Below are 21,476 nucleotides of genomic sequence, written 5' to 3'. Positions count from 1 at the left end.
GTCCCGTATCCGGCCCATATGCCTGTGCGAGGGACATCCCCGCGTCAAGGCCGCGCCCAGGACCGTCCGCCTCCATTTCCCACCCTCCCCAGAGGCCTCCGGAGTGCCCAAAACCGTCTCCGTAGCGCAGTCCGGCGAATTCGGAGAGTAGTTGTGGAGTGGCGCGGCACGCAGCATCACTTACGAAGGGTTATGGTGGAAACCCCCCCTCGGGCCGGTCCGTAACCCCCCCCACGGACCGGCCCGATTTTTTGTGCCCGGGGTTGTGAGGCCCCTGTGAGGGCCCGGTGCGGACTCTGTGTCACACAGCCGGTATCAGCTGCGGCCGGCCCAGATGTTGGTGCCCGCGGTGTCCACGGCGAAGGCGTCGATCTCCTTCAACTCCTCGGCGGACAGCGCCGGTCCGGCCAGAGCGGCCACATTCTCCTCGAGCTGTTTCACACTTGATGCGCCGATCAGAGCCGACGTCATACGGCTGTCGCGCAGCACCCAGGTGAGTGCCAGCTGTGCCAGGGACTGGCCGCGCTTCTGTGCGATGTCGTTCAGCCCGTTGAGGCGGCGGACGACCTCGCCGGAGAGCAGGTCCGGGTCGAGGGACTTGCCCTGCGTGGCGCGCGAACCCGCCGGGATGCCCGTCAGGTACTTGTCCGTGAGCAGACCCTGCGCGAGCGGCACGAAGGAGATACATCCCATGCCCGCCGTCTCCAGCGTGTCGAGCAGCCCGTCGTCCTCCAGCCAGCGGTTGATCATCGAGTAGGACGGCTGGTGGATGAGGGCGGGGACCCCCATCTCCTTGAGCAGACGGGCCGCCTCGGCGGTCTGCTCCGCGTTGTACGAGGACACGCCCGCGTACAGCGCCTTGCCCTGCCGGACGGCGGAGGCCAGCGCGCCCATCGTCTCCTCAAGAGGAGTGTCCGGGTCGAAGCGGTGGGAGTAGAAGATGTCGACGTAGTCGAGCCCCATCCGCTTGAGCGAGGCGTCGAGCGAGGAGAGCAGGTACTTGCGGGAGCCCCATTCGCCGTACGGGCCGGGGTGCATCTCGTAGCCGGCCTTGGTGGAGATGATCAGCTCGTCCCGGTACGGGGCGAAGTCCTGCTGGAAGAGCTTTCCGAAATTGAGCTCGGCGGAGCCGGGCGGCGGGCCGTAGTTATTGGCCAGATCGAAGTGGGTCACACCGAGATCGAAGGCGCGGCGCAGGATCGCCCGCTGGGAGTCCAGCGTGCGGTCGTCGCCGAAGTTGTGCCACAGGCCAAGGGAGACAGCGGGGAGCTTGAGTCCGCTGCGGCCGGTGCGGCGGTACTCCATGGAGTCGTAGCGCGACTCGGCGGCGCGGTAAGAGAGGGAATCAGTCACGTTTCTCTGCTTATCACGGAGTTGTGACAGACCGGGTTGGGCCGGTGTGACCCGTGCGCAGTAATGTGGCCGCTTCGGGGAATGCCGATGCGCGGCGCGACGCCTTGTTTGCGCGGACCGTGCGAATCATGTGGCTATCCCCCACGGGGGACGACCCCGGACCCCCGGCAACGGGGAAGACGGGTCTGCGGCCCGTACGGAACCGAGAGGGTGAACTCAGTGAACTTGCGCGACCTGGTGTACGGGCTCTACGCACGCCGGGTGGAAGGCCGCCTGGATCACGACCAGGTGCCCAAGCACATCGGTGTCATCCTCGATGGCAACCGGCGGTGGGCGAAGGCGTCCGGCGGCTCGGCGGTGCAGGGGCACCAGGCCGGTGCGGACAAGATCTCCGAGCTGCTCGGCTGGTGCAGCGAGACCGATGTCGAGGTCGTCACACTCTGGCTGCTCTCCACGGACAACTTCGACCGGCCCGAAGCGGAGCTGATTCCGCTGCTCGGCATCATCGAGAACACCGTGAGCAACCTCGCGGCCGACGGACGGTGGCGCGTCCACCACGTCGGCACGCTGGACCTGCTGCCCGCCCGTACGCAGACCGTCCTCAAGGAGGCGGAAGAGGCTACGGCCGGTATCGACGGAATAATCGTGAATGTCGCGGTCGGGTACGGCGGGCGTCAGGAGATCGCGGACGCGGTGCGGTCGCTGTTGCTGGACCACGCGTCGAAGGGCACGACCTTCGAGGAGCTGGCGGAGGTGGTCTCCACGGACCTGATCTCCGAGCACCTGTACACGCGGGGGCAGCCGGACCCGGACCTGGTGATCCGTACGAGTGGCGAGCAGCGGTTGTCCGGCTTCATGCTCTGGCAGAGCGCGCACTCGGAGTACTACTTCTGCGAGGTGTTCTGGCCGGCGTTCCGCAAGGTCGACTTCCTCCGGGCCCTGCGCGACTACGCGGCGCGGCACCGGCGCTACGGCGCCTGACGCTCGGCCCGTATCTACCCGTATCCAAAGGGGCGCCGCCCCCCGCCCCCGGCTTTGTCCTCAATCGCCGGACGGGCTTGAATGTGCCCCCTGTCCGGCGATCGAGGGCCGGGCACATTCAAGCCCGCCCGGCGATTGAGGGCAGAGCGGTGCTCCGGCAGGCGGTGCCGCACATCTCAGCCTGCCCGGCGATTGAGGGCGAGGGGGGCTGCCGGCGACTTCGGCGTACCCCTGTTGTCATCCCGCGTCCACCAGGACTCTTCCGCACCGTGTCGCAGCCATCGGCATGGCTGGGCGCGTTCGAGGGAATACCCCTGACAGGTCGACATCCGGTCAGGAACCGGGCGGATGTCGTGTCCAAGTGAGTGGCACCCAGTCCGCTCGCCCGGGAGGCCCTTTGCACACGAAGGACCGTACACATCGTGCGGCCGACGCGGAGGGCCGGCGTTCGGCCCTCGCAGGGGGTTCCGAACCCGGTCCGTCCTCTTCCCTTGGGAAGTTCCGCGACGTCCGTCGCACTCCCCGACCTCGTCCGAGGGGGTACGTCCTTCCGTGGTGACCAGCACTAAGCGCCGCATGCCCGACAGGCGCACCTATGTTCTCGACACCAGCGTCCTGCTGGCCGATCCCAACGCCATGTCCCGCTTCGACGAGCACGAAGTCGTGCTGCCGATCGTCGTGGTCACGGAGCTGGAGGCCAAACGGCACCATCCGGAGCTCGGGTACTTCGCCCGGCAGGCGCTGCGCCTGCTGGACGACTTCCGGGTCCGGTACGGCCGGCTGGATGCCCCGATCCCGCTCGGGGATCTGGGCGGGACGCTCCGTGTCGAACTCAACCATTCCGATCCCGGCGTACTGCCCGCCGGCTACCGGTTGGGGGACAACGACTCACGGATTCTCGCGGTCGCGCGCAACCTCCAGGCCGAGGGATACGACGTCACGGTCGTCTCCAAGGACCTCCCGTTGCGGATCAAGGCGTCCTCGGTCGGTCTCCTCGCCGAGGAGTACCGCGCCGAGCTCGCCATCACCGATTCCGGCTGGACCGGAATGACGGAGCTGGCGCTCGCCGGCGAGCAGGTGGATCTGCTGTTCGCCGAGGAGACGCTGTACGTCCCCGAGGCGGCCGAGCTGCCCGTGCACACCGGCCTCGTCCTGCAGTCCGAGCGCGGCAAGGCGCTGGGCCGGGTCACGGCCGAGGGCAATGTGCGGCTGGTGCGCGGTGACAGGGAGGCGTTCGGGATTCACGGACGCAGCGCCGAGCAGCGCATCGCGCTCGATCTGCTCCTCGACCAGGACGTCGGCATCGTGTCGATGGGCGGCCGCGCGGGCACCGGCAAGTCCGCACTGGCGCTCTGCGCCGGGCTGGAAGCCGTACTGGAGCGCAGGCAGCACCAGAAGGTGATGGTCTTCCGGCCGCTGTACGCGGTCGGTGGGCAGGAACTCGGCTATCTCCCCGGCTCCGAGGCCGAGAAGATGAGCCCCTGGGCGCAGGCCGTCTTCGACACGCTCTCGGCGGTCGCCGGGCGCGAGGTGATCGAAGAGGTGCTGGGGCGCGGCATGCTGGAGGTCCTGCCGCTCACCCACATCCGGGGCCGCTCGCTCCACGACGCGTTCGTGATCGTCGACGAGGCACAGTCGCTCGAACGCAACGTCCTGCTGACCGTGTTGTCCCGTATCGGGTCGAATTCCCGAGTCGTGCTCACGCATGACGTGGCACAGAGGGACAACCTCCGGGTCGGCCGGCACGACGGAGTCGTCGCCGTGGTCGAGAAGCTGAAGGGTCACCCGCTCTTCGCCCACGTCACGCTGACTCGCTCCGAGCGTTCGCAGATCGCCGCACTGGTGACCGAAATGCTGGAGGAAGGTCAGATCTGATACGGGATAGTCCAATTGGTGCCGCCCGGCGAGCCGAAGAGCTTAGCCGGGCGGCATCGTGTTGTGCTGCAGTTTCCGTAAAAGAGTGGGGCCAAACGGGGTGTGAGCTTTCACACGCAACACAGAATTGCTTCGCGGCGTCCGCGTCCGGCAGAGTCTTGCTTCCGTCAGGCCCCGCATACGGCACTCGTGCACCTCCAGAGGTGCACAGCACCACACAACTCAACACTTGCCGTCCGTATGCCGCCCGCGAGCACCACGCGGCACTCCCGCAAGGGAGTTGCCCATCGGGCCCGTGCCTCCCGTGACCCAAGCAGTAGGGAGGCCAGTGTCAGGGGCACGATTGCGCCCGCGAGGTCACCTAAGCGGGCGCTGCTGGAAGGACACCGTGTGAGCCGGATCTCGGTCCGGGGGTTCGCCGTGGCATCAGCCACAGCGGTCACCACCGTAGGCGCCGTCGTAGGCGTTGCTTCGGGCAGCACTCCTGCTGTCGACGACAACAACTTCGAGGCGGCCGCAGCCGACACCACGCTGCTCGCAGACATTCCCGCGGGCCAGCAGGCCCAGGTGCAGACTGCCTCGCTGACCCAGCAGGCCGACGCCCAGGCATCCGCAGCCGACGCGGCAGCGAAGAAGTCCGCAGAGGAATCCGCCCGTATCCAGGCCTCCAAGGACGCCGAGTCCAAGAAGCAGGCGGCCCAGGACAAGCTGGAGGCCGAGCGCAAGGCCGAGGCGGACGCGAAGGCGGAGGCCGAGCGCGCAAGCCGCTCGTCGGTCCGCGACGCCTCCTCGTTCTCCGCGCAGGGCTCGTACAGCGTGGCCGAAGTGCAGGCGATGGCCCGTCAGATGGTCCCCGCCGACCAGTTCCAGTGCTTCAGCAACATCGTGAACCACGAGTCGACGTGGAACTACCGGGCGTCCAACCCGTCGTCCGGTGCCTACGGCCTCATGCAGGCGCTCCCGGGTTCCAAGATGGTGTCCGCAGGTGCCGACTGGCAGACCAACCCGGCCACCCAGATCAAGTGGGGCCTCAGCTACATGGACGGGCGCTACGGCAGCCCGTGCGGCGCCTGGTCCTTCTGGCAGGCCAACAACTGGTACTAGGGCGAGCCTCCGGTCCCTCATGAGGGACCGGCTCTCAACCTTGTGAAGCCCTCCACCGTCCCTACGGTGGAGGGCTTCGCGCGTGTACGGTCACATTCCGGACGACTCCGGGGGAGCGGTGGGGAGACAGCATGGGGGAGAGGGAACAATCATGTCGAAACTGCCAGGGTGGCTCGGCCGGCTCGGCGCCGAACTGACCGACATGGGGGCACGCCTGGACCAGCGCCGTGCCGAGGCCGATGCGAAGGCGGACTCGGACGCCGACCGGGTACGCGTACACGGCGAGGCGGACGTCCGTGCTGGCGGCGGCCGGGAGGAAGCAGTGGCGGAGCATGTGCCCCCGCCTCCCGCGTACGCCCCGTCCGTCGCCGCCAGGCCCGATCCGGTCGCGGCGATTCCGTGGGGCATGCGGGTCGCGGCCGAGGCGGGCTGGCGGCTGCTCGTCCTGGCGGGCACCCTCTGGGTGCTGATGCGGATCATCAGCGCCGTACAACTGGTGGTCCTGGCCTTCGTCGCCGCGCTGCTCGTCACCGCGATGCTCCAGCCGACCGTGGTGCGCCTGAAGCGGCTCGGTCTGCCGCGAGGGCTGGCGACGGCGGTCACCGCGGTCCTGGGCTTCGTCGTCATGGGCCTGGTCGGCTGGTTCGTGGTGTGGCAGGTGATGGACAACCTCGACACGCTCTCCGACCGGGTGCGCGACGGCATCGACGAGTTGAAGCGCTGGCTGCTCGACAGCCCCTTCCATGTCACCGAGTCGCAGATCAACGACATCGCGAAGAATCTCAGCGACACCATCGGCACCAACACGGAGGAGATCACCTCCGCCGGGCTGCAGGGCGTCACCGTGATGGTGGAGGTCCTCACCGGGCTGCTGCTGGCGATGTTCTCGACGCTCTTCCTGCTGTACGACGGGAAACGCATCTGGCACTGGGTGCTGAAGCTCGTGCCCGCCCAGGCCAGGCCGGGCGTCGCGGGCGCCGGGCCGCGTGCCTGGCGCACGCTCACCGCCTATGTGCGGGGCACGGTGATGATCGCGCTCATCGACGCCATCTTCATCGGGCTCGGGATCTACTTCCTCGATGTGCCGATGGCGGTGCCGCTCGCGGTGTTCATCTTCCTCTTCGCCTTCATTCCCCTGGTCGGAGCCGTGGTCTCCGGGGCGCTCGCGGTGGTCGTCTCGCTCGTCACCCAGGGCGTGTTCACCGCGCTGATGGTGCTGCTCGTGGTGCTCGCCGTGCAGCAGATCGAGGGCCACATCCTCCAGCCGTTCATCCTCGGACGCGCCGTGCGGGTCCATCCGCTGGCCGTCGTCCTCTCGGTCGCCGCGGGCGGGATGATCGCGGGCATCGGCGGCGCGGTGGTCGCCGTACCGCTGGTCGCCGTGACCAACACCGTGGTCGGCTATCTGCGGTCCTACGGGCAGCAGGAGTCCCGGCGGCACTCGCCCCCGCCGCGCGGCGCCACGGCGTACGAGCTGGCGCCGACCCGGGCCCCGGGTTCGCCGCCGAAGGCCCCGGACCTGCCCGCAGACAGTGCGCCGGAGGGGCCGGGAGAGAGCCGGGAAGACTGACCGGACCAGCAGGCGAGCAGCAGGCGGGCAGCAAGAAGGCAGTAAGAAGGGCCCCGTGGACGGTCGGTCGTCCTCGGGGCCCTTCTCGTACAAGGGTACTGCTGTGTTACTCGGCGAGAACCGCTTCGGCTTCGAGGGTCACGCCGACCGCCTGGATCACCGAGGCGATCTTGACGGCTTCCTGAATGGTCTCACGGTCCACGCCGGCCTTGCGCAGCACCTGCTCGTGGGAGTCGAGGCACTGGCCGCAGCCGTTGATCGCGGAGACGGCGAGCGACCACAGCTCGAAGTCGACCTTCTCCACGCCCGGCTTGCCGATGACGTTCATCCGCAGGCCCGCACGGAGCGTCCCGTACTCCGGGTCCGACAGCAGGTGCCGGGTCCGGTAGAAGACGTTGTTCATCGCCATGACGGCCGCGGCCGACTTCGCCGCGGTGTACGCCTCGGCGGAGAGGTTGGCCTTGGCCTCCGGCTCCAGCTCGCGGAGCACGATCGGCGAGCGCGAGGCGATCGCGCAGGCGAGAACGGTGCCCCAGAGCTGCTGCTGAGGAAGTTCGCTGTTGCCGATGACCGAGCCGAGGTTCAGCTTCAGGTCCTTGGCGAAGTCCGGTACGGCGGACTTCAGTTCGTCGAGAGCCATGATCGTCTCAGCTCACTCGCCCGAGAGGAGCGCGACCGGGTCGAGGGTGGTCTCGCCCTTGGTCCAGTTGCAGGGGCACAGCTCGTCGGTCTGCAGGGCGTCGAGGACCCGCAGGACCTCCTTGGGGTTACGGCCCACGGAACCGGCGGTCACCATCGTGAACTGGATCTCGTTGTTCTGGTCGACGATGAAGACCGCGCGCTGCGCGAAGCCGTCCTCGCCCTCGATGCCGAGGTCACGCATGAGCTCGTGCTTCGAGTCGGCCAGCATCGGGAAGGGCAGGTCGGTCAGGTCCGGGTGGTCCTTGCGCCAGGCGTGGTGCACGAACTCGGAGTCACCTGAGAAGCCGAGGACCTGGGCGTCACGGTCGGCGAACTCTTCGTTCAGCTTGCCGAAGGCGGCGATCTCGGTGGGGCACACGAAGGTGAAGTCCTTCGGCCACGCGAAGACGATCTTCCACTGACCCTCGTAGGTCTTGTGGTTGATCTGCTCGAACTCCTTGCCCGCCTCCAGCGAGACACAAGCAGTCAGGTCGAACTCGGGGAACTTGTCACCGACAGTGAGCACGCGCTCTCCTTGCAGCATAGGAATTCCCTTTTGGGGAGGTTCCTGAGGGTTGGACTGGAGCCACCATGGCACAGAGTGCATTGATCACGGAAATCGCCTCAACGGGCCGCATTGATCGCCCCACTCGATCAGTGCGTATGCCGGGCACTTGCCCGATACCTGGTGACGGCCCGCGCTTCTAGCGTTACGGGAGTCGAGAACGCCACCGAAATCGGAGACACACCATGACCGCCGACCGCGATACCACCCGACGGACGCCACTCCTGGCCGCCGTCCTGACCTTCGCCGTGCTGACCGTCTCCTATGTCGTCGTCAACCGGTCCACCCCGCACCCCGACGCCTCGGGCGCCGAGGTGCTGCGCCACGCCCGGACCCACGCGTCCACGGTCGAGCTGGGTGCCTTCCTGCTGTTCGCCTCAGCGGTGCCGCTGGCGCTCGCGGCAGCGGTGCTCCACCGGCGGCTGCGGGCGTTGGGCAGCGCCGGGCCGGGTGCGGCGATCACCCTGGTCGGCGGCGCGGTCGCCGCGAGCGCGCTGACCGGCAGCGCGATGTTCGCCTGGAGCGGCGGCCGTCTGCCGGAGAACGCCGGCTCCGCACTGGCCCGTACGCTCGCCGACCTCTCGTTCCTGTCCGGCGGCCCCCTCTACGCGGTGATGTTCGCCCTGCTCGTCGCCGGAGTCTCGCTGGCCGGGCTGCTGCCCCGTGCGCTGACCGGGATCGGACTGGCCCTCGCCGCCGTGGGCATGGTGTCCACGCTCACCCTGCTGTCCGACGGCTTCGGCTACCTGCTGCCGGTCGTCCGCTTCGGCGGCCTCATCTGGCTGGTGTTCGCGGCCGCCCTGCTGCCCCGCACCGGCCGCCCGGACGCCTCGGACGCCTCGGACGCGTAAAGAAGGACGCGTAAAGAACGACGCGCAACGAAGACGGCTCACCACTCGATGATTGGACACCTGTCATGACGACCGACCGCACCATCGTCGTTCTCGGCGCCGGCTACTCCGGCCTGCTGTGCGCGATCCGCCTCGCCCGGCGCACCCGCCGCCTCGGCGTCTCGGTCACGCTGGTCAACCCGTCGGCACGGTTCACCGAGCGTCTGCGGATGCACCAGGTCGCCGCCGGACAGGAACTGGCGGTCGCGCGGATACCCGACCTGCTCGAAGGAACGGGCGTCACCTTCGTACAGGGCATGGCCACGGCCATCGACACCGCGCGGCGGGAGCTGACGATCGACACGGCCACCGGCGTACGGCCGATCGGCTACGACCGGCTGGTGTACGCCCTGGGCAGCTCCACCGACACCAGCAGGGTCCCCGGCGCCGACCGGCACGCCGTCACGCTCGACGACCCGCGCACCGCACACCGCTTCTCCACGCGTCTGGCCGAACTGGCCGCGACCGGCGGCACGGTGACGGTCTGCGGCGGCGGGCTCACCGGTGTCGAGGCCGCAACCGAGATCGCGGAGGCCCACCCGGGGCTGCGGGTGACACTGATCAGCCGGGACGCGCCCGGAGCCCTGATGGGCATCAAGGCCCGCGCCTATCTGTACGCGGCGCTGGAGCGCCTCGGCGTCGCCGTCCGCACCGGCTCGGCGGTCACCAAGGTGCTGCCCGACGCGGTGGAGCTGGACGGCGGCGAGCTCGTGCCGTCCGGCCTCTGCCTGTGGACGACCGGGGTAAAGGTATCCGCGCTGGCGGCCGACTCCGGCATCGCCGTCGACGAGCGAGGTCTGATCCTGGTCGATGCCGCGCTGCGGTCGCAGTCCCACCCGGAGATCCACGCGATCGGTGACGCGGCCGCGGTCCGGCAGGCCTGGGGGCCCGTGCACGGCACCTGTCAGAGCGGTTTGCCCACCGGTGCCCACGCCGCGGACACGATCGCCCGGCTGCTGCGCGGCAAGAGCGCGAAGCCGTTCCGCTTCGGCTACTTCCACCAGCCCGTCAGCCTCGGCCGGAAGGACGCCGTCATCCAGTTCACCCGCCACGACGACACCCCGCGGCGCTGGTTCCTCACCGGGCGCAGCGCCGTCTCGTACAAGGAAATGATCAGCGGCACCCCGCTGAAGTCCTACCGCCTCAGCAAGCACATGACTGTCGGTGCCTCCCTGTCCAAGGGCGGGCGCGCCACCCGCAAGCCCGCGTGACACGGCGGCATGCGCTCAGCCGAGATCGAGACGGGCCAGTTCGGTACGGGTCGAGACGCGGAGTTTGGGGAAGGCGCGGTACAGATGGTGGCCGACGGTCTTGGAGCTGAGGAAGAGCTGGGATCCGATCTCCTTGTTCGTCGCCCCGGTCGCGGCCAGCCGGACGACCTGGAGCTCCTGCGGTGTGAGCAGGGCGGCCAGGTCCGTTTCCGTGGCCTGGACGGAACCCTCACCGGCGGCCCGCAGTTCGGCGCGGGCGTGGTCGGCCCACGGAACGGCACCCAGCCGCTCGAAGGTCTCCAGCACGTCGCGCAGTTGCGTACGCGCCTCCGTCTTGCGGCGCTGACGCCGCAGCCACTCGCCGTGCAGCAATCCGGTCCTGGCACGGTCGAAGGGCCGGCCGCCGTCCTCGGCGTGCAGCCGGAGCGCTTGCGCGTACGCCTCTCCGTGACCGCCGAGCAGTGCCTTGCAGCGCAGCAGCATCGCCTCCGGCCAGGGGCCGGGTGCGACATCCGCCCACCATGCGATGCGGGCCAGGGGTTCGGCGGCGCGCTCGGGCCTGCCGAGCCGGACGGCGGCCTCCACGCGGTCGGCGGCGAAGGCGACGTCGTAGCCACCGAAGCGGACCGGTCCGCGGGAGGCCGCCTCCATCCGGTCGAGGGCCGCCTCATGACGTCCCAGGCCGAGGTCCAGAAGCGCGAGCGCCCACTCGCCGCGCGAGGCGGCCACGGCGTTGGACTCCGCGGCGAACGTACGAAGACTGCGTTCGCCGAGCGTCCGGCAGGTCTCCTCGTCGCCACCGACCGCGGCCAGGAACGCCAGCATGGCTTCGGCCTGGGCGATCCGGCCGGGCTGACCCGTGTCCCCGGCGATCCGCCGGCACTCGTCCGCGGCGGCCGCCGCGTCGCGGAACCGGCCGAGATGGGCCTCGGCCAGCGCCAGCGCGGACAGGACGGCGGGCAGCCGGCCGACCATCCCCAGCGTGCGGCACTCATCGGCCAGGGCCAGCAACATGTCCTGTGCGGCGGTGAATTCACCGATGAGCTGGGCCTGGAGCGCGAGGGTGAGACGGAGCGAGAGCATCCCTGCACGCACCTCGCGGGCGCTCGCCACATGCTTGCGCAGCAGTGCCACGCCCGCTCCGGCGTCGCCGGAGACGAGGTCGAGCGCCCCCGCCACGGACTGGATCATCGCGGCCCGGGACGGGTCCAGCGGCAGGGCGAGCAGCCTTCGGTGCGCGTGTTCCACCCGCCCCGGGTCGCCCGTGGTCCAGGCCGTCCGTGCGGCCTCGACCAGCATCTCCGCGGCCAGGCCAGGAGCGAGCGGAGCGACCGCGTCCGCGGCCGGCACCAGGACCTCGAACGCTGATCTCAGAGAGCCGTGCTCGCACTCGACACGGGCGCGTACCCCTGCGAGCCGGGCCAGTTCGAGGGGATCGTCGGTGAGCCGTCCCGCCTCCCCGGACAGCTGCAGGGCACGGTCGGACTGTCCCGCGTCGGCGGCCGTTTCGGCGGCGGACACCAGGCGTCGTACCTGGAGCGGGCCGGGCGGGGTGAGTCGCGCGGACCGCTCCCACGCGGCCGCGGCCGTGGCGTAACCCGTCCGTTCCCCGGCTCGCACCGCGGCGGCTGCCAGCCCGGCGGCGGCCTCCTCGTCCGGCCCGGTCGTGGCCGCCGCCCGGTGCCAGGCGGCGCGGTCGGGGTCGTCGGTCAGGGCGTCGGTGATCGCGGCGTGCACGGCGAGGCGCCGGGTGAACGGGGCGCCCTGGTAGGCGGCGGCGCGCATCAGCGGATGCCGGAAGGCGATCGACCGGTCCGTGACGTCCACCAGGCCGGCGCTCTCCGCCTCGGCCAGTGCGTCGGCGGCCAGGGAAAACGCACCCAACACCCTTAGCACCGTGGACAGTTCGCCGGACTCCTCGGCAGCGGCCACGAGCAGGGCGGTCCTCGTGTCCCCGGACAGTTCCGCGATCCGCCGCTGATAGGTCTCCTGGAGGCGGTGCGGCAGGGGGAGGGGCCCCACCGACAGCAGATCGACGTCCGTACGGGGCAGTTCGAGCAGGGCCAGCGGATTGCCCCCGGCCTCGGCGAGGACGCGGTCCCGTACATGGGACGGGAGTTCGGGTGCGTGCTCGGCCAGCAGGCTCCGCGCCGCCGACCGGTCCAGACGCGCTGGACGCAGCTCCGGCAGGCCCGGCGCGGAGAACTCCTCCCGGCCCGCGAACAGCAGGGCGATGCTTTCGGCCGCAAGGCGCCGGGCGGCGAACAGCAGTGCGTCGGCCGACGGCTGGTCCAGCCACTGGGCGTCGTCCACCAGGCACAGCACCGGTCCCTCGGCGGACAGTTCCGCCAGGAGCGACAGCGCGGCGACCCCGACCAGGAACCGGTCCGCGCCACCGGGCGGAGCGAGACCCAGGGCGGCCCGCAAGGCGTCCGCCTGCGGTACGGGAAGGGCGTCGAGCCGGCCGAGCGCGGGGGTGAGCAGCAACTGCAGGGCCGCGAAGGGCAGTTCGGACTCGCTCTCGATCCCTGTGCAGCGCAGCACCTGGAAACCCGCACCCTCGGCGGCGGATTCTTGCAAGGCGGCCGACTCCGCCGCCCGGCGCAGGAGCGCCGACTTGCCGCCACCCGCCTCCGCGACGACCGCCAGGGCCGCGCCGCGGCCCGCTCCGGCCTCCGAGAGCAGCCGGCCGATCTCCTGTTCTTCGCGTTCCCGACCATGAAGCATGATCAGGAACCTACTCAGTCCGTCCGGCGGCCGACACCCCCTGGAGCCGGCACCCCTGGAGCCGGCACCCCTGGAACAAGGCGAACGTCCGATACCGGTGTCCGTCGGTTCTCCCTAGCGTTCCTGGCACAGGACAGCAGAGGGACGGGGCATGCATGTACTCGCTCGCCGAACGGGACCGCCGATGGGAACTGGCGCGTGCGCTGATGGACGCCGCGGGCGTGGACGCGCTGATCGTGTACGGCGAACCGTCGGCGGTCATGTCGCCGGACAGCTACTTCACGGGTGGCCCGCCGGGTGCCCTGGTGCTCTTCCCCCGGTACGGTGGCCCGCTGGTCCTGGGCGACCGGCCGGGTCCCTGGATCGAGGACGTCCGCCCGGCCCGTCATGCGTACGGGCTGGCCGACGCGCTGAAGGAGCGGCGTCTCACGCATGCCCGCGTCGGCGTTCTGGGCCTTGAGCCGTACGCCGCCGAGCACGGCGGATCGCCGCTGCCGTACACCCTGTGGGCCACTTTCCTCGGCCTGCTGCCGCAGACGGTCTTCGTCCCGGTGTGGTCGCAGTTCGTCCGCAGTGCCATGTCCCAGTCGTCCGAGGAGATCGCGGTGCTCGCCGAGTGCGGACGGATCGGTGCGGTGATGGCGGACGCGCTCCGGGCTGCCGTCCGGCCGGGCGCCGACCCGCTGGAGCCGTATGCGGCGGCGATGCATGCCGGGCAGGTGCGTGGCGCCGACCCCGAGGTGCGCCTGTCCTGCGGACCGGGACTCGGACAGGAACTCGGACCGGGACTCGGACAGGGGCTCGGGCGGGGGGCCCCGCTGCGTGACGGCGACGTCGTCCTGGCCGAACTGAACTGCCGGTACCGGGGGCGCGAAACCCACCGGACCCTGACCGTCCCGGTCGGCCCGCCCGCCCCGGAGCTCGCGCCCGCGCTGCGCGCCGCGCGCGCGAGTCACCGGGCGGGCCTGCGTGCCCTGCGCCCCGGTCTGCTCTTCGGAAGGGTCGCCGATGCCATGCGGATCAGTCTCGAACGGTCGGGCGGCCGGAGCTCCCGCCCGCTGATCCGCGGTCTCAACCCCCGGGGTGTGTGCGGAGGGGTCGAGCCGGGCCCGCGCAGCCCGACGGTCGGCTACGACCTGCCGGTCGGACCCGGCATGACGTTCGCGCTCCATGTCACCTGCGACCTCGGCCACGGCACCGTCACGTACGGCGACACGGTCGTCATCGGCTCCACCGGGCCACGCGTCATTGATCGACTGGCTGGCTATACTCGATAGTGATGATCGGAGGTTCCTATCAATGAGCCAGGGGAACCCGGGCAACAGGCCCAAACAGCCCAGTCTGTCGCAGCTGCGCGCCTTCGCCGCCGTCGCGGAGCATCTGCACTTCCGTGACGCGGCGGCCGCGATCGGGATGAGTCAGCCCGCACTCTCCGGCGCCGTATCGGCTCTGGAGGAGGCATTGGGTGTCCAGCTCATCGAGCGTACGACGCGCAAGGTGCTGCTCTCGCCCGCCGGGGAGCGGCTGGCGGTGCGGACCCAGGTGGTCCTGGAGGCCGTCGGTGCGCTGATGGAGGAGGCGGAGGCCGTGCGGGCACCGTTCACCGGAGTGCTCAGGCTCGGCGTGATCCCGACCGTCGCCCCGTATCTGCTGCCGACCGTGCTCCGGCTCGTCCACCGGCGCTACCCGGCGCTCGACCTCCAGGTGCACGAGGAGCAGACCTCCTCGCTGCTGGAGGGACTGGCCGCCGGACGGCTCGACCTGTTGCTGCTCGCCGTACCGCTCGGCGTGCCGGGAGTGACCGAACTCCCGCTCTTCGACGAGGACTTCGTGCTGGTCATGGAGCGCGAGCACCGGCTGGGCGGGCGCGTCGATATTCCGCGCGAGGCGCTGCGCGAGCTGCCGCTGCTGCTCCTGGACGAGGGGCACTGTCTGCGCGACCAGGCCCTGGACATCTGCCGGGAGGCCGGACGTACGCAGGGCGCACCCGTGACGACGACCGCGGCCGGGCTCTCCACCCTGGTGCAGCTGGTCGCCGGCGGGCTCGGCGTGACGCTGCTGCCGCGGACCGCGGTGACGGTGGAGGCGGGCCGCGACGACGCGCTGACGACGGGGTACTTCGCGGACCCGGCGCCCTCGCGGCGGGTGGCGCTGGCGATGCGCTCGGGGGCGGCCAGGCACGAGGAGTTCGAGGAGTTCGCGGCGGCGCTGCGCGAGGAGATGGAGACGCTGCCGGTACGGATCGCCGGACGGGCCCCGTCGTCGGGCCCGTCCGGCGGGTAGGGCTTTCGAGAGGCCCTAGGGTCTGTCGTTTGGATCATGCCGGCTCGCGGGGTCCAAACGACAGACCCTGGGTCAGCTCACTCGGTACGCAGGCCGTCCGGGCGCATCATGCGCCACAGCGGTGGCAGCGACAGCAGGGTGACCATGAGGACCAGCCCGGCGCCCGCGCCCACCATCGGCAGGAACAGCAGCCAGTCGGACACCCGCTTGGCGATCATCCAGGTGAGCATCGCGCCGAGCCCCAGGCCCCCGAGGACCGCGACGGCCAGCCCGACCGCCACCGGCAGGGCGGTCTGCCAGAGCACCGACCAGCCGAGTGTGGTGCGCCGGGTGCCGAAGGCGACCAGGACCGAGAGCAGCCGCTTGCGCTCGCGCAGCTGTTCCAGCTGGGAGACCAGCATGGAGGCGGCGATGAGCAGCAGGGTGGCGGTCGCGCCGACCTGGAGGCCGGTCTGGATGCTGGCGTACTGCCGGTCGCGCTCCACCGAGTTCAGGGTGCCGACCAGCATGCCGGGGTCGATCCGCGCCGCCGTGTTGCGTACGTGCTCGGCGGCGTCCGGGACGCTCTCATCGATCCGGACCTGCGTCAGGGCCGTCGCATCCGGCAGGGTGCACGCGTCGAGCGCGCCGGGGGTCACCATGATGCCCCAGCGGCTCTCGCCCATCGGGTCGGGACGGGTGGTGACGGTCCGGGTGCCGGCCGGCAGGGTCCAGAGCATCGGATTGGTGCCCGCGGAGGACTCGAACTCGATCTCCTTGCCCTTACGGGCGGTCTGGTCGATCCAGTCGGACGTCTCCTTGTCGTTCGCCGGGTGCACGACGAAGGTGTCGCCGTCGTGGCAGGTGCTGATCCGGGCCACTTCGAGCAGGGTCGCGCAGTCTCCGATGGACACCCAGGTGCTGGGCTCGACATCGTTGCCCTTGTACACGCCCGGCTGGGTGGCGTACGTCTCGACCAGGCCGATGACCTTGTCCACGCCTTCGGTGGCCCGCAGCTCCGCGAGGGTCCTGGCGGCGGCGTCGCCGCTTACCTGCTCGGAGAACAGGGAGAGCTGCGCTCGTGACGTGTCCTGTCCCGTCATCCGGTTGAAGTCGTCGTTCATCGCGGCGAACAGCATCTGGAGAGCGATGGCGCCCGCCACCGCGACCGTGACCCCGCTGACGGCGCGGGCCGCGGCCCCGCCGCTCAACTGGAGCCTGCGGGTGGCCAGTTGCCAGGGCACCGGGCCACCGCGCAGCCGGTGCACACAGGCCTCGACCAGCCACGGCAGCAGCAGGGCGAGCCCGACCAGGACCAGGACCGCCCCGATCGCGATCGGGTACGGATCGACGGGCGTGGTCTCGTCGACCTTGCCGGTCAGTCCGAGGACCGCCGCACCGGCGACCGGCAGGAGGAAGCGCCACCAGAGCCGGCGGCCTCGGCCGCGGCCCTCACGTACGACTCCGAGCGGCTCGATCACCACCGACCGCATGGCGATCAGCGTCACGAGGACCGAGACGAGCGGCACCGCGACGGCGATCAGCGCGCACAGCGCAGGGGCGGGGACGAGGTCGGCCGGGAAGGCGCTGACGTCCCACACTTCCACGGCGCCCACGAACTGCCGCCCCACCAGGAACAGGAGGAGACCGGTCGCCAGTCCGAGCACCGAGCCGAACAGTGCCTCGCCCGCCGCGATCCGGCGGGTCATCCGGACGTCCGAGCCGACCAGGCGCAGCGCGGCGAGTCTCTGGTCGCGGCGTTCGCCGCCGAAGCGCACGGCCGTGGCGATGAAGATGCCCACCGGAACGAGCAGCACCACGCAGATCATGATGACCAGCAGGACGAGGAGGGGAGGCACGCGTTGGGCCGGGCCCGTGTCGCCGTACGCGTCCAGCCGGTGGCCGCCCGACTCGGTCGTCAGCGTGCCGCTGCCCACGTAGAAGCGCAGCTCGCCGGGGGAGACCAGGCCCGCGTCGGAGATGGTGCCGGTGATCCGGTAGGGCAGCCGCTCCTTGAGAAGGCGGTTCTCCGGTGCGGCGAGCAGCTCCTTCAGGGCGGGCGATACGAGCATCTCGTCCGGGCCGGGGAAGCGGGCGACGCCCGGCGGGGTGACCGGGTGCGTGCCGTCCGCACGCATGAGGAAGCCCGCGATGGAGCGGTCGTGGTACTCGGTCTCCGCGTTGACCCGCAGGACCGAGGTGTCCGACTTCGCCGCCGCGTCCGGCCCGGCGGAGATCCTCGGCTCGGTGCGGGCCCGCTCGCGCGCGGTCCGCTCGTCGAGCATGTGTGGCACGGAGGAGGCGACGAGCAGCAGCGCCACACCGAGGCCGACGCCGACCGCGGTCAGCGCGGTGCGTATCCAGCCCTCGCGGCCGCCGGACGAGGCGAAACGGATGCCGAGGCCGAGGTCGCGTAGGAAGGCGCGGGAGCCGGAGGGCCTGGGCCGTTCGCCGGCCGTCGCCTTCTCGTGGCCGAGCAGCGTCATACGGACCACTCCATGTCGCGGGCCCGGCCGTCGCGCACCGTGACGTCGCGGTCGGAGTAGGCGGCGACGCGTGCCTCGTGCGTCACCAGGACCACGGCGACGTTGGTGGACCGTGCGGTCTCGGTGAGCAGTTCCATGACCCGCTCGCCGTTGAGGGAGTCCAGGGCGCCGGTCGGCTCGTCCGCGAAGATCACCTTCGGGGACGAGGCCAGGGCGCGGGCCACGGCGACGCGCTGGCCCTGGCCGCCGGAGACCTCGCCCGGCCGCTTGCCGGCGAGGTCGTCGACCTCCAGGCGCTCCATCCACTCGCGTGCCGTGCGCTCGGCGGCCTTGCGCCGGACGCCGTCGAGGCGGAGCGGCAGGGCCACGTTCTCCACACAGGTCAGCTCGGGGACGAGCCGGCCGAACTGGAACACGAAGCCGAAGTCGCTGCGGCGCAGGGCACTGCGTTCGGCGTCGGACATCGCGGACAGTTCACGGCCCGCGTAGGTGATGGTCCCGGAGTCCGGCGTGATGATCCCGGCGAGGCAGTGCAGCAGTGTGGACTTGCCGGAGCCGGAGGGGCCCATCACGGCGACGACCTCGCCGGGGTGGATGGAGAAGGACGCACCGTCGAGTGCGGGCGTCGATCCGTAGGTCTTGCGCAGGTCGTGGGCGGTGAGCAGGGAGCCGGCGGGAGTCACTTGACCACCACCTCCGCGAGCTTGTCGAGGCGTGCGGCGGTCAGTTCGAGCCAGCGCAGGTCGGCTTCCAGGTGGAACAGCGCGTGGTCGCAGATCAGCTGGTCGGCGAGGTCGCCCTTGCGCTTGCGGTCGGTGAGGACCCGCATCAGGCGCAGGTGCTCGGTGCGCTGCGTGTCCAGCAGCTGAGTGGCGCTGCGGCCGGTCAGCAGGGCCAGGACGACCTTGGTGTACAGGGTCGACTGAAGGTACGGTTCCGGCTTCTCCGGGTGGGTGAGCCAGACGGACACGTCCGTGATCCCGGCGTCCGTGATGGCGTACCGCTTGCGCTCGGGACCGCCCTCGCTCTCGACTCCGTCGACGACCACGAGCCCGTTCTTCAGCAGCCGGGACATGGTCGAGTAGACCTGTCCGTAGTGCAGGGGGCGGTCGTGGCCGAACTTCTCGTCGAACGTGCGCTTGAGGTCGTAGCCGTGGCGGGGGCCGGACTCCAGGAGTCCGAGGAGGGTGTGACTGATTGACATGCGAGGGACTATACATGCGGTGTATACGCGGGGTGTATACGGGGGTGACGCTCCCCTCCCGTACCCGGCCCGTATCTGTGGATTCTCCAGTCCTCGCAACCCTTCTTGCCCCTCATGAGTCGGTTCCTAAGGGAACGGGTGCTGATTGTCACGTCCGGAAAAGACCGGATCGCTTGCATTTCGTCCAACCCGACGGTGTTAGCTGGCGGGACCGGGCGAAGCCGGTCGAGCAGAGAAACGGGAGCACTACAGCGATGGGTCGAGCGGATGCGCGACGAGGCCAGGGGCGAGGAGCGCGCCGTGCCGGGAGGAGCGGCGGCATACGCGGACTCTTCACCTGGCGGAAACTGCTGGGCACGTTCTTCGGGTTCTGCCTGCTGGCCATGGGCGCCTTCCTGGCGCTCTACGTCTATGTGGACGTGCCCGCGGCCAACGCCACGGCGAACAAGCAGAGCAACGTCTACAAGTACAGCGACGGCACACTGCTGGCCCGCGCGGGCGAGGTCAACCGCGAGATCGTCGACCTCTCCGAGGTCCCCAAGGACGTCCAGAACGCCTTCGTCGCCGCCGAGAACAAGAGCTTCTACCAGGACCAGGGCGTCGACCTGAAGGGCACCGCGCGCGGGCTGTTCAACACGCTGTCCGGCAAGGGCAAGCAGGGTGGTTCGACGATCACCCAGCAGTACGTGAAGAACTACTACCTGACGCAGGACCCGACCGTCAGCCGCAAGCTGAAGGAGCTGGTGATCTCGCTCAAGGTCGACCAGAAGATGGACAAGGAATACATCCTCGCCGGGTACATGAACACCGCGTACTACGGCCGCGGCGCGAGCGGTATCCAGGCCGCCGCGCAGGCGTACTACGGGGTCGACGCCAAGGATCTCAACCTCTCCCAGGGCGCCTACCTCGCCTCGCTGCTCCAGGCCCCCAGCCAGTACGACTGGGCGGTCGCCTCGCCGACCGGCAAGAAGCTCGTCTCCGAGCGCTGGGGATACACGCTCGACAACATGGTCGAGAAGGGCTGGCTCGACAGCTCGAAGCGCGCCGGGATGAAGTTCACCCGCCCGCAGGAGCCCAAGGCGGCCCCCGGCATGGAGGGCCAGACCGGCTATCTCGTCGAGGCGGCCAACGAGGAGCTGGAGCGGCAGGGCATCTCCGAGGAGGCCCGCGAGGCCGGCGGCTGGACGATCACGCTCAACATAGACAAGAAGCGTCAGGAGGAGCTGGAGCAGGCGGTCGACCGGCAGCTGGAGTCCAAGCTCGACCGCAAGGGCAACAAGATCGACGCCACGGTCCAGGCCGGCGCCACCTCCGTGAACCCGAAGAACGGCGAGGTCGTCGCGCTGTACGGCGGCGTGAGCGCCACCGAGCACTGGGTCTCCAACGCCACCCGCCGGGACTACCAGCCGGCCTCCACCTTCAAGCCGCTGGTGCTCGCCTCCGCGCTGGAGAACGAGTCGGAGACCCAGGACGGCAGGCTGATCGGCCTCGACACCGTCTACGACGGCACCAGCAGGCGGCCCGTCGTCGGCAGCGACATCCCGTTCAAGCCGCAGAACGAGGACGACCGCAGCTACGGCGACATCAGCGTCCAGAGGGCGATGGACAAGTCCGTCAACTCGGTCTTCGCGCAGATGGTCGTCGACGTGACGCCCTCCGTCGTGAAGCAGACCGCCCTCGACCTGGGGATGCCGGACAAGGGATTCCCCGCGGTCCCCTCGATCACCCTGGGCACCATGAACGCCTCGACCTGGGACATGGCCGGTGTGTTCGCGACCCTCGACAACCACGGCAAGAAGGTCAACCCGCACATCATCAAGTCGGCCGAGCACCGGGACCGCACCGCGGAGCCGGTCGACGGCACCGGCGGCCAGGCGATCAGCCGTAAGACCGCGGACACCGTGACCCGTTCGCTGACCGGAGTCGTGGACAACGGTTCCGGGCACGAGGCCAACACCTCGGCCTACGACGCGGCGGGCAAGACCGGCACGTCCGAGAACAACAAGGCCGCCTGGTTCGCCGGCTACACCCCGGAGCTCACCACGGCCGTCGCGCTCTACGGCGAGTCCGTGAAGGCAGGCGGCGAGCAGGTCACCCTGACCGGTACGGCCAGCTCGGGCCGGGCCAACGGTGGCGGCTTCCCGGCGAAGATCTGGGCGGACTACACGCTGGCCGCGCTGAACGGCGGCTCGACCGACACCTTCGACCTGGAGGACGTCGAGCGCGGCGAATCGGGCGTCACCCAGGCCCCCACGACGCCGCCGGCCACGACCGAGACGCCCGAGGAGACGGAGCCGGCCGAGACCGAGTCGCCGTCCCAGTCGCCGAGCGAGCCCCCCGTCGAGGAGAGCCCGTCGACCGAGCCGCCGCCCAGTCAGACGACGCCTCCCACGCCCACCGATTCGGCGACCCTGCCGACCGACCCCGTCGACCCGACGGAGCCGACGGACGAACGGCCGGGTCGCGACGACAGCGTGCTGGGTCAGTGAGCTGAGCGCGTGAAGGCGTGAAGGCGTGAAGGCGTGAAGGAGGGGCGGTGCCCGCGGGCACCGCCCCTCCTTCGTACC

Annotated in this window: 16 protein-coding genes; 9 read left to right on the top strand and 7 right to left on the bottom strand. The window is 70.2% G+C overall.

Annotation, left to right across the window (positions count from 1 at the left end; genetic code table 11):
- Positions 1–315 precede the first annotated feature (315 nt).
- Positions 316–1,353 (bottom strand): L-glyceraldehyde 3-phosphate reductase, encoded by a 1,038-nt coding sequence (mgrA, locus tag ACFT7S_RS23050; RefSeq protein ID WP_382734809.1) that lies wholly within the window; start codon positions 1,351–1,353, stop codon positions 316–318.
- A gap of 219 nt (positions 1,354–1,572) precedes the next feature.
- Between mgrA and ACFT7S_RS23045 the strand changes: the two genes are divergently transcribed.
- From ACFT7S_RS23045 to ACFT7S_RS23030, 4 genes are all read left to right on the top strand, one after another.
- Positions 1,573–2,334 (top strand): isoprenyl transferase, encoded by a 762-nt coding sequence (locus ACFT7S_RS23045; RefSeq protein ID WP_173315533.1) that lies wholly within the window; start codon positions 1,573–1,575, stop codon positions 2,332–2,334.
- A 552-nt stretch (positions 2,335–2,886) separates the two neighbouring features.
- Positions 2,887–4,209 carry a PhoH family protein gene (locus tag ACFT7S_RS23040; RefSeq protein ID WP_382734807.1) on the top strand — a complete coding sequence of 441 codons (1,323 nt, stop codon included), beginning with the start codon at positions 2,887–2,889 and terminating at the stop codon, positions 4,207–4,209.
- A 390-nt stretch (positions 4,210–4,599) separates the two neighbouring features.
- Positions 4,600–5,313, top strand: a complete 714-nt coding sequence (locus ACFT7S_RS23035) for a transglycosylase SLT domain-containing protein (RefSeq protein ID WP_382734805.1) — start codon at positions 4,600–4,602, stop codon at positions 5,311–5,313.
- A gap of 151 nt (positions 5,314–5,464) precedes the next feature.
- Complete coding sequence (locus ACFT7S_RS23030) at positions 5,465–6,883, top strand: AI-2E family transporter (RefSeq protein WP_382734803.1); 1,419 nt, start codon at positions 5,465–5,467, stop codon at positions 6,881–6,883.
- Positions 6,884–6,989: 106 nt separating this feature from the next.
- Here ACFT7S_RS23030 and ACFT7S_RS23025 read toward each other — a convergent pair whose 3' ends face one another.
- Entirely contained in the window at positions 6,990–7,523 is a 534-nt protein-coding gene (locus tag ACFT7S_RS23025; RefSeq protein ID WP_173315541.1) for an alkyl hydroperoxide reductase, read from the bottom strand.
- A 12-nt stretch (positions 7,524–7,535) separates the two neighbouring features.
- Complete coding sequence (locus ACFT7S_RS23020; protein WP_382734801.1) at positions 7,536–8,090, bottom strand: peroxiredoxin; 555 nt, start codon at positions 8,088–8,090, stop codon at positions 7,536–7,538.
- A gap of 224 nt (positions 8,091–8,314) precedes the next feature.
- Here ACFT7S_RS23020 and ACFT7S_RS23015 point away from each other — a divergent pair, with 224 nt between their 5' ends.
- Both ACFT7S_RS23015 and ACFT7S_RS23010 read left to right on the top strand, forming a co-directional pair.
- Entirely contained in the window at positions 8,315–8,980 is a 666-nt protein-coding gene (locus tag ACFT7S_RS23015) for a DUF4386 domain-containing protein (protein ID WP_382734799.1), read from the top strand.
- 65 nt (positions 8,981–9,045) lie between these two features.
- The gene (locus ACFT7S_RS23010) at positions 9,046–10,230 is read left to right on the top strand and encodes an NAD(P)/FAD-dependent oxidoreductase (RefSeq protein ID WP_382734797.1); all 1,185 of its coding nucleotides are present in this window, start codon (positions 9,046–9,048) and stop codon (positions 10,228–10,230) included.
- A gap of 15 nt (positions 10,231–10,245) precedes the next feature.
- On the opposite strand, the gene ACFT7S_RS23005 is transcribed toward ACFT7S_RS23010, so the two are convergent.
- Positions 10,246–12,957 carry a LuxR C-terminal-related transcriptional regulator gene (locus tag ACFT7S_RS23005; protein ID WP_382734795.1) on the bottom strand — a complete coding sequence of 904 codons (2,712 nt, stop codon included), beginning with the start codon at positions 12,955–12,957 and terminating at the stop codon, positions 10,246–10,248.
- Between the two features lie 155 nt (positions 12,958–13,112).
- Between ACFT7S_RS23005 and ACFT7S_RS23000 the strand changes: the two genes are divergently transcribed.
- Together ACFT7S_RS23000 and ACFT7S_RS22995 are read left to right on the top strand one after the other, a co-directional pair.
- Complete coding sequence (locus ACFT7S_RS23000) at positions 13,113–14,234, top strand: M24 family metallopeptidase (RefSeq protein ID WP_382734793.1); 1,122 nt, start codon at positions 13,113–13,115, stop codon at positions 14,232–14,234.
- A 22-nt stretch (positions 14,235–14,256) separates the two neighbouring features.
- Positions 14,257–15,240, top strand: coding sequence for a hydrogen peroxide-inducible genes activator (locus ACFT7S_RS22995; RefSeq protein WP_382734791.1), 984 nt, complete (start codon positions 14,257–14,259; stop codon positions 15,238–15,240).
- Between the two features lie 77 nt (positions 15,241–15,317).
- Here the strand turns inward: ACFT7S_RS22995 and ACFT7S_RS22990 are convergent, their stop codons facing one another.
- From ACFT7S_RS22990 to ACFT7S_RS22980, 3 genes are read right to left on the bottom strand one after another with little or no spacing between them, the layout of a single operon-like run.
- Positions 15,318–17,705: an ABC transporter permease gene (locus tag ACFT7S_RS22990; protein WP_382734789.1), complete on the bottom strand. Its 2,388-nt coding sequence runs from the start codon at positions 17,703–17,705 to the stop codon at positions 15,318–15,320.
- The gene (locus tag ACFT7S_RS22985; protein WP_382734787.1) at positions 17,702–18,388 is read right to left on the bottom strand and encodes an ABC transporter ATP-binding protein; all 687 of its coding nucleotides are present in this window, start codon (positions 18,386–18,388) and stop codon (positions 17,702–17,704) included. Before ACFT7S_RS22985 ends, ACFT7S_RS22990 begins: the two co-directional genes overlap by 4 nt.
- Positions 18,385–18,909, bottom strand: a complete 525-nt coding sequence (locus ACFT7S_RS22980; RefSeq protein ID WP_382734785.1) for a PadR family transcriptional regulator — start codon at positions 18,907–18,909, stop codon at positions 18,385–18,387. The genes ACFT7S_RS22985 and ACFT7S_RS22980 overlap by 4 nt, the downstream gene beginning before the upstream one ends.
- A 254-nt stretch (positions 18,910–19,163) precedes the next feature.
- On the opposite strand from ACFT7S_RS22980, the gene ACFT7S_RS22975 reads away from it, so the two are divergent.
- Positions 19,164–21,398: a transglycosylase domain-containing protein gene (locus ACFT7S_RS22975; RefSeq protein WP_382734783.1), complete on the top strand. Its 2,235-nt coding sequence runs from the start codon at positions 19,164–19,166 to the stop codon at positions 21,396–21,398.
- Positions 21,399–21,476 lie beyond the last annotated feature (78 nt).

It is taken from the genome of Streptomyces sp. NPDC057136 (genome assembly GCF_042670885.1).
Classification (GTDB): domain Bacteria; phylum Actinomycetota; class Actinomycetes; order Streptomycetales; family Streptomycetaceae; genus Streptomyces.
This window is presented reverse-complemented; position numbering and strand designations above follow the sequence as displayed.

What these genes read in the sequence shown, in the direction of transcription:
- ACFT7S_RS23030 (WP_382734803.1), top strand. Translation starts at nt 5,465, where the DNA reads ATGTCGAAACTGCCAGGGTGGCTCGGCCGGCTCGGCGCCGAACTGACC.
- ACFT7S_RS23025 (WP_173315541.1), bottom strand. Translation starts at nt 7,523, where the DNA reads ATGGCTCTCGACGAACTGAAGTCCGCCGTACCGGACTTCGCCAAGGAC.
- ACFT7S_RS23015 (WP_382734799.1), top strand. Translation starts at nt 8,315, where the DNA reads ATGACCGCCGACCGCGATACCACCCGACGGACGCCACTCCTGGCCGCC.
- ACFT7S_RS23010 (WP_382734797.1), top strand. Translation starts at nt 9,046, where the DNA reads ATGACGACCGACCGCACCATCGTCGTTCTCGGCGCCGGCTACTCCGGC.
- ACFT7S_RS23005 (WP_382734795.1), bottom strand. Translation starts at nt 12,957, where the DNA reads ATGCTTCATGGTCGGGAACGCGAAGAACAGGAGATCGGCCGGCTGCTC.
- ACFT7S_RS23000 (WP_382734793.1), top strand. Translation starts at nt 13,113, where the DNA reads ATGTACTCGCTCGCCGAACGGGACCGCCGATGGGAACTGGCGCGTGCG.
- ACFT7S_RS22995 (WP_382734791.1), top strand. Translation starts at nt 14,257, where the DNA reads ATGAGCCAGGGGAACCCGGGCAACAGGCCCAAACAGCCCAGTCTGTCG.
- ACFT7S_RS22990 (WP_382734789.1), bottom strand. Translation starts at nt 17,705, where the DNA reads ATGACGCTGCTCGGCCACGAGAAGGCGACGGCCGGCGAACGGCCCAGG.
- ACFT7S_RS22980 (WP_382734785.1), bottom strand. Translation starts at nt 18,909, where the DNA reads ATGTCAATCAGTCACACCCTCCTCGGACTCCTGGAGTCCGGCCCCCGC.
- ACFT7S_RS22975 (WP_382734783.1), top strand. Translation starts at nt 19,164, where the DNA reads ATGGGTCGAGCGGATGCGCGACGAGGCCAGGGGCGAGGAGCGCGCCGT.